This is a genomic window from Fulvivirga aurantia, assembly GCF_009711475.1.
Taxonomy (GTDB): domain Bacteria; phylum Bacteroidota; class Bacteroidia; order Cytophagales; family Cyclobacteriaceae; genus Fulvivirga; species Fulvivirga aurantia.
Genome location: NZ_SMMD01000739.1, coordinates 1 through 6,927 on the forward strand (window position 1 = coordinate 1; position 6,927 = coordinate 6,927).

At 40.2% G+C, this 6,927-nt stretch carries 8 protein-coding genes; 1 reads left to right on the plus strand and 7 read right to left on the minus strand.

The window, feature by feature from the left end; all coding sequences use genetic code 11:
- Positions 1 to 543: 543 nt before the first annotated feature.
- The 7 genes from E1176_RS08715 to E1176_RS08745 form a co-directional block, all read right to left on the minus strand.
- Entirely contained in the window at positions 544 to 1,209 is a 666-nt protein-coding gene (locus E1176_RS08715; protein WP_155210225.1) for a hypothetical protein, read from the minus strand.
- 2 nt (positions 1,210 to 1,211) lie between these two features.
- A complete protein-coding gene (locus tag E1176_RS08720) occupies positions 1,212 to 1,517 on the minus strand; it encodes a hypothetical protein (RefSeq protein ID WP_155210226.1) in 306 nt (101 codons plus the stop codon).
- Positions 1,501 to 2,673, minus strand: coding sequence for an antirestriction protein (locus tag E1176_RS08725; protein ID WP_155210227.1), 1,173 nt, complete (start codon positions 2,671 to 2,673; stop codon positions 1,501 to 1,503). The genes E1176_RS08720 and E1176_RS08725 overlap by 17 nt, the downstream gene beginning before the upstream one ends.
- A gap of 63 nt (positions 2,674 to 2,736) precedes the next feature.
- Positions 2,737 to 3,678 (minus strand): DNA adenine methylase, encoded by a 942-nt coding sequence (locus tag E1176_RS08730; protein WP_155210228.1) that lies wholly within the window; start codon positions 3,676 to 3,678, stop codon positions 2,737 to 2,739.
- Between the two features lie 12 nt (positions 3,679 to 3,690).
- Entirely contained in the window at positions 3,691 to 3,900 is a 210-nt protein-coding gene (locus tag E1176_RS08735) for a hypothetical protein (protein WP_155210229.1), read from the minus strand.
- Positions 3,897 to 4,460 carry a hypothetical protein gene (locus E1176_RS08740; protein WP_155210230.1) on the minus strand — a complete coding sequence of 188 codons (564 nt, stop codon included), beginning with the start codon at positions 4,458 to 4,460 and terminating at the stop codon, positions 3,897 to 3,899. The genes E1176_RS08735 and E1176_RS08740 overlap by 4 nt, the downstream gene beginning before the upstream one ends.
- 16 nt (positions 4,461 to 4,476) lie before the next feature.
- The gene (locus E1176_RS08745) at positions 4,477 to 4,758 is read right to left on the minus strand and encodes a hypothetical protein (protein WP_155210231.1); all 282 of its coding nucleotides are present in this window, start codon (positions 4,756 to 4,758) and stop codon (positions 4,477 to 4,479) included.
- A 164-nt stretch (positions 4,759 to 4,922) separates the two neighbouring features.
- Here E1176_RS08745 and E1176_RS08750 point away from each other — a divergent pair.
- A partial coding sequence (locus tag E1176_RS08750) for a hypothetical protein (RefSeq protein ID WP_155210232.1) occupies positions 4,923 to 6,927 on the plus strand: 2,005 nt, incomplete at its 3' end.

A 6,927-nucleotide genomic window follows, 5' to 3' on the forward strand; every position in this document is an offset into this window, starting at 1 on the left:
GCTCAGATGGTTAGAGCGCAGGATTCATAACCCTAAGCGATTGAGCCACAACCTTTTGAAATTCAAAGGGTTAGGTAAAGGTAAAGAATTTTGGTACAACATAAGTACAACAAATGCATTCAATAAACGGTTGAATGTCAATATTTTGAAAAAATGGCGGGGTAGCTCAGATGGTTAGAGCGCAGGATTCATAATTGGCTAAAAAAGCCGGTTGTGCCCCCAGGCAGAAATGTCTGGATGGAATAGGGTTAATTCATGGAAACCTAAGTTCTGAAAAGAAAATCAGGATATGGCAATCATGAGCCAAGTCCCGGAAGCGTCCGGGAAAGGTGCAGAGACTAGTTGGTGTGGTACGATCTTACCACGTAATACAACAGCAACGCCCTACACCTGACTCCTTATTTATAAGGAAAGGTGGTGATATAGTCCACGCATTAGTGAAAGCTAGTGATAAGTGAACCCTGAGGTCGGCAGTTCGATTCTGCTCCCCGCTACAAAAAAATCCCGGCCAAAACCGGGATTTTTTTTATACAGGTCTATTTGTTAATCAAATAGCCTTTTCAGCAATCCTTTTTTCCTCTCAAGAACAACCGAATATAAACTATCTCCCTGAGTATTGGGGTTGTCAAACTTTATCTCTGCCACAGCTTGTTTTCTTCTTAGGAAATTGAATGGTTTCTTTCCTGGTCGCTTGTAATAATGAAAAACTTCAAAATTGTGGATGACCTTGTACTCAGCAAACAGGGTATCCAAGGAAGGCACGTACAGTCCTTTGAATTTGAGGTCGGGATAATTAAGGGTAAACTTTTTTGCCGGAATGGGCTGTAAAGCTTTGGTTGGTTCTACCAGATAGATGGTATCTACTGAACCGGTTTGAAAAGATCCACTGGTAGATGAGTGAACCAATGAATAGCTGATCAGATTACGTCTTAGATTGCCGACCTCTCTTCTTATCGTTTCTTTTAGATTAGATTCCAGGACAAGCTTAGCATTGGCTGCATCGATCTCAGCAATTTCAGCACGGATCCGGTTCTTGCCGGCATCATCCCGCCATATCTCCACCTCACGCTGTTTGAGCTGATATATCTCCTGGTAATCATCAGTTTTCTGTTTTTCCTTTTTGAGTAGTAGAAAAAGTACCACAATCACAACTGCCTGGACTATCCAGTAATATTTTCTGATGAAGTTGAAAATAGTGAGAATTGTCATAGTTAATTTCCTTTATCGGATGCCACCCTATCCTCCTTGTCCTTTAGCTCCAGTTTGATCTCATAAAGTAGCCTAGTCATTTCCGAATTGGTCTTAGTAAGCTGCTGAAAGAGCTTATCCTGAGTAATCTTGAGATCCGAGTTAGTTTGCTTTTGGGTATTCACTTCATACTCCAACCGGGCTAAACGCACATTAACATTCACCCACATTGTAATGATCACAATCAACAAGCTAATTGAGCTGAACAATAAGTGACCAATGTTTAGCGTGGTATTTAGTCGGATGATTGAATTATATTCCTTCTCCATTTACTTCGGGTTCAAATTGATCAATAATTTTTTGCTGGGTGACATTGTATTGAATACCAGTCGCTCCATAGCGGTTTTTAGTAGCCACAGCATAGTTGTTGATGAATGTATCGTCTACTTTAACCACTTCCAGGTTGATACCGGCATCAAACAGTGGTGCGGTACCTCCCCGGATGGTACCCTGGGTGGTGCGTTGAAAAATGATTATGAAAATTGTGTTGGGGAATTCTTTTCTTAGCCGGTCAAATTCTGAGGATTTGACATGTAGCTTGTTCCAACTATCAATGACAATTATATCAAAATCATTGGCTGCTTTACGAATAGTATCAAAACCATCGGGCAACTGATCAGTAATAAAAATATTGTTCCTGTTTTCAGCTTCAAGGTACTCTTCCCGCATCCTTCTGACCAGGTCGGACTTGCGGCCAATCTCCAGCGAAAAAATGGCCACCTTCATATCCAGGACAGCAAAGGCATTGGCCAGCTGATAGCTGAAGCGGGTCTTACCACCACCCTGGTCTCCTTCCAGCGTAATGGCCAGTTCAAATCGCTCCAGATCTCCCAACAGCATCCCTAAATCACCAGCTAACCTGAATGAATTTTCTGAAGGTCTCTCATCTATTTCATTCATAGAGTCAAAAAGGCTCTTCTTTCGCTTGGGTTTGGATGGCACTTCCGAAACCGCAGTATCAATACCATTTAAAACTTTGATTTCTGAGGCTAACTCCAGTTCTTTTTTCCATGAGTCATTGATGTTAATTTTGACTTGGCCATTATCAGGAAGCGTGTTGTATTGATTGATCAATACCTCCTGAATTTTAGCGATATGTCTGGCCAATAGAGATGATTTTCTGATGCTTTTCTCTAGAATGGCCTTTTGCAGCGACTTGATGTAAAGCCCTAATTGATGCTTGGTTTTCACCTGATTATGCATCCTGAGAAACTTGGTTATAAATTTTCTGGCAGCATCATTTCTCTGTTTGAGGTGATCGTTTAATTTCTGAATGTACAGGTCTATTGATTCGGTTACAGTTTGGTCTTTTTTGTACCAGGCATTTGCTTCTAAAAAGAACTCGTGTCCCTCAAGAAGCACTTTGGGAAGGGCTTGCAGATTGACCCCCTGGATTTTCTCTGAATAGTTGTTGACCGAAATCATAGGTCAAGGATAGACCTATTTGAGATTTAGCTTTCGGCTTGATTCGTTTTGAGTTCGGGTTATTTAAACATCCACTAAATTCAAGTTGAGTTTCAAGCATTTGGCCTTCATCTGTAGCTGATCGTTTGCTCCATTCAACTCATATTTCAGCGGATAATTAGCGGTCAACACTTCTGTTTTTACTTTATTGGTGTGCTTGGTAACTGCCACTCCTACCTGTTTAGTAATAGTATGCCATTTGTGCTTTTTGGTGAATCCATCTAACACATCCGAAGGATAACTACTCAGCAAAAATTGGCCCTTGATCTCACTCAAGGTTTCCAGAAGCTGGGTAAAATCCTTTTCCGTGTAGCCTTTGTAGTGGCCCATATCAGAGTTGAAGTAAGGTGGGTCGCAATAGAAGAAACTGTCGGCACCATCTCTGCTCTTGATCACCTTTAAGGCATCATTGTTCTCGATATCCACCATATCCAGCCTATGCTGTAAGTCTTTGGTGAATGTCAGCTTCTTATTGACAAATCGCTTAAGCGTTCCATTGCTGTTCCGTTCGTAGGCATAACCGCCAAAGATTCGGGAAGAAAAACTCATATTGGTCTGTACCCAGAAGGCCCAGGCGCGTTGTACCGGATTGAGCTTTTCGGTATTCTTTAGAATATCCTGGGTTTCCCGGTGGATCTGTCGGCTGTGCGGAGTAGCCTGGATAAGTTTTTCCAGTTTGGCAAATTCTGTTTTGCAGACCCGGTAGAAATTCACTACTTCACCATTCAGATCATTGATCACTTCCATTTCGGATGGCTCTTTGGCAAAAAAAACGGCTGCGCCTCCCACAAAGGGTTCGCAATAGAGTTTATGTTTAGGTATGAGAGATAGGATCAAGGTCACCAGCCGTTGTTTGCCTCCGTAATAGGTAATTGGAGTCTTTTTGACAAAATCTAGAGTTCCTAAAGGAGATTCTAATCCGACTGAGATTTGATAAGGATTCTCCTTAAAATTCAGCGCTTTCATGGTGGTACTCTCTCATTTTTTGCGCTTTTTGCTGAACGATTTCTTACTAGCAGCTACCAAAGGGTCTAGCACATCCTCGGCCTTATGGAGTTCATCAATCAAGGCTTTCCGAATGCTATTGGTCTGGCCAATGGCATTGTGAAAGCTGATTTCTTCAGTCAGATGTCTCTGGTAGCATTTCAGGGCTTTGATGATAATGGCTTCTTGTTGGGCTTTGGTCATGATTTCTTAGTTTTTGTTAAACCTGGTTCGTAGCGCACCGAATCGGTGGCTTTACGCCTGAAGACTATCAAAGCGTGTTCCGCTGATCTACCGAAAACTGGTGGAAGGATAAATTCATCAATCTTTTCGGCAATTTTGTTAAGTTCTCCAGTTGGCCAGTCCTTTTGAGTATTTGTGGTCAGAATGACAAGTAACCCACCAACGCTTAATAGCTGGAGCGTGTGATAGATGAAGGTCACAACCACTGGTAGATGATCTGAATATGGATAGTTCGGGTGAAAATAAAACTGATAAGGCGGCCAGCCAATGGCCAACGCGAATGGGTAGCCAGGAAGTTGGCTTACCTCACGATAGGAATCAACAGATTGCCAATCAAAAAGCATTTCCAAATGAAGGTTGTGGTAACTAACCTGGGAACCAATTATTGGAAGATCATTATTAGCTTGGAATACGATAGCATTCTGACCTGGACTATAACCATGATGCCTCGCCAGTCTCCAAACCAAATCTTCCAATTCCTGTGTACCAAACAGCGGGTGCAAATGTTTCACCTCGTTCATAGAACTAGATTAGTGCTTACCGGATTTTTTCAACTCGCGAGTTGCCCTGCGGATAGCTGCTGTCCAGGCTTCCCCTCTTTTTCGCGTGCGCTTGGCATGACGGCTGATCATCGATACCCTTTGGGTATTGGCTGCTTTTCCAAATGATGATCGTCTTTTTCGTATTTTCTTCTGTGCCATGATGTTTTTTCATCAATAATAGCACAGAAGAGAAAATTGCTTTCGGGTTGGTTCGGGATAGGTATTGGTTAGTAATCATTAATTTCATTTCTTTAATGGGTATCAGAGTATCAGGCATTAGAAGCTGCTTTGCTGGGCTTATTTAGCAAGATTGATGTATCACTCTTTCCTTTTTGACGCAAAAGAAGAGAAACGGGTGAGGTTGTTTTTGGAGTGTGTGGAGCAGGTGGGGTTGTGCGTGTACGATGATGACCAGATCAAAATTATTTCAGATTATGAATTATGAGCAAAAAGAGAAAGGAATTAGATAAGTTTATAAAAACGTATACCATTGATAGAGGCAATCGCCTGGAAGAAAAAGAGGCTTTAGAGGAGGATCTCAAGTGGGGTGTGTCTTTATTTCTGGCTAAAGCTATCCATTTGGCCAAACCAAGAGATCAAACTTACTCGCTAGATCAGTTCAACCAGTTTAAAAGCCAATATGAGCAGGATAATGGCAAGCAAATAAATACTGAAAGCCTCTTTCAAAAATTCTGGCTAAGAAATGTTTTAAGTACTATTAAAGTAGCGGGGACCGTATCATCCGCCTGTAATACATTTCAGAAAATACATAAATATCAAAATGAGCTTACCTTTTTGTATAGTTCCATTCCAGATGGGGCTAAGAAAAATTCTAAGCTTACAAAACATGATTTTGAGTTAATCCGAAAAGAGTATGAGAAAAAGAACAATTTAACCTTAAGTGATGTAGGATTATTTGAGTCGAATTGGCTTTCAGCATCAGAAGACACGGTGGAAATATCCAACATTAACTTTTATTTTAAGCCATATCTGGATTACTGGAAAGAATTTGAGTTTCTCTGTGCTTACCAAAATCAAATAGCTCATAAGGACGACAAGGGACTACAAATTGAAAAAAAAGTCCTTGATCAGCTCCACCAATCATTTAGCTCATTTTATCAACAAACTCCGCCCATTCAAAAATTGATTGATGAGAAAGTTTTAACACCAGATGGCCGTTTTTATTATCTCAATTTCTACCATACTAAGATTCGATACTGGTCGGGATTATCGGATCAAATCACAGCTTACTATTGGCAGTTACTAATTGAGGATAGCGATTTTGTTTCTGACCGGGAGAGGTTGAGAAGATTTATCAATCAAACGCATTATTACGGTTGGGCTTCTAGCTCACTCTACTGCAGTATTGAAGAATCCAAGAAAAGGTTCTTGCAGGCCGCTTTTGAACTTGTAAAAAATGAAACTGATTTAAGTGGAATTGATACTGAGTTTAAAAAAGTAAGTATTGATCAGCGCCTTTCTTCCAGTGATATTCAACTATTATTCCACAGCCGTGAAGAACGTGATGATTTCTCACTTGATGGTTCGGATCATTTTGAACTGCTAAAAGGCCTGGATAGATGGGAAGAAAAAGCGCATACTACCTATTTGTACGATCAAAGTTGCCGTAAAGAACTTTCTTACTTGATTAGAGTCATTGTAAAAAATGACCTTGAAACCGAGAAAGAAGAAACCGAAGATGAAGACCATCCCAACTACTATCACTTTAAAAGAGTTTTTGAACTTCTCCACGATTCTGTAAATAAACCCACTCTTCTGTGGAAGATAGTACAAGGTATTATCTCATGTCGCAGGGAGATTTTACCGTATTTAATTGTAGAAAAGACATTCACTTCATTGAGCTTTTGGATTGTTGATCAGATAATTAGTAATGATCATCTTCCAATTGAAGAAAGGCCATTATTAGCAAAAAAATTATGGAGCAATTGCACAGAATTAGCCTTGCATGTAGCTCGAGAACATGTCAAAAACGGAGAGGCTGCAAAAATAATCTTCCAAGTCTATCGTCAGCTTAATCACAGTAAATACGACATTCCATATAGTAGACAATCAAGAAAAGCAACACAATCAAGTAGGGAACAAAAAGAAGAAAAAGAGAAAGCTGTTCTTTCCTTGATTGAAAACAGTCCTTTGTTTAATCATACTATCCATGGAGCAAGCCAGCAATATTTGATTCCAAATGTTTTCAACAAATTGGTTGACCTATTCGTCAACTTCGAAACAAGATCATTATACAGTATCGGCACTATTCAGTTCCCGATGCTTCAATGGGACGGTTTAGCCTGGTTAATGAAATGCTCCACTTATTGGAAGTACAAAGGCCAACTTGAAACAAACACTCCTAATGTTCAAACGCTAACGAACTCATTTTTTAAGCTTTACATTGATCGAATCGAGGTAACTGAAGTTAAAAAGTATAATTTTT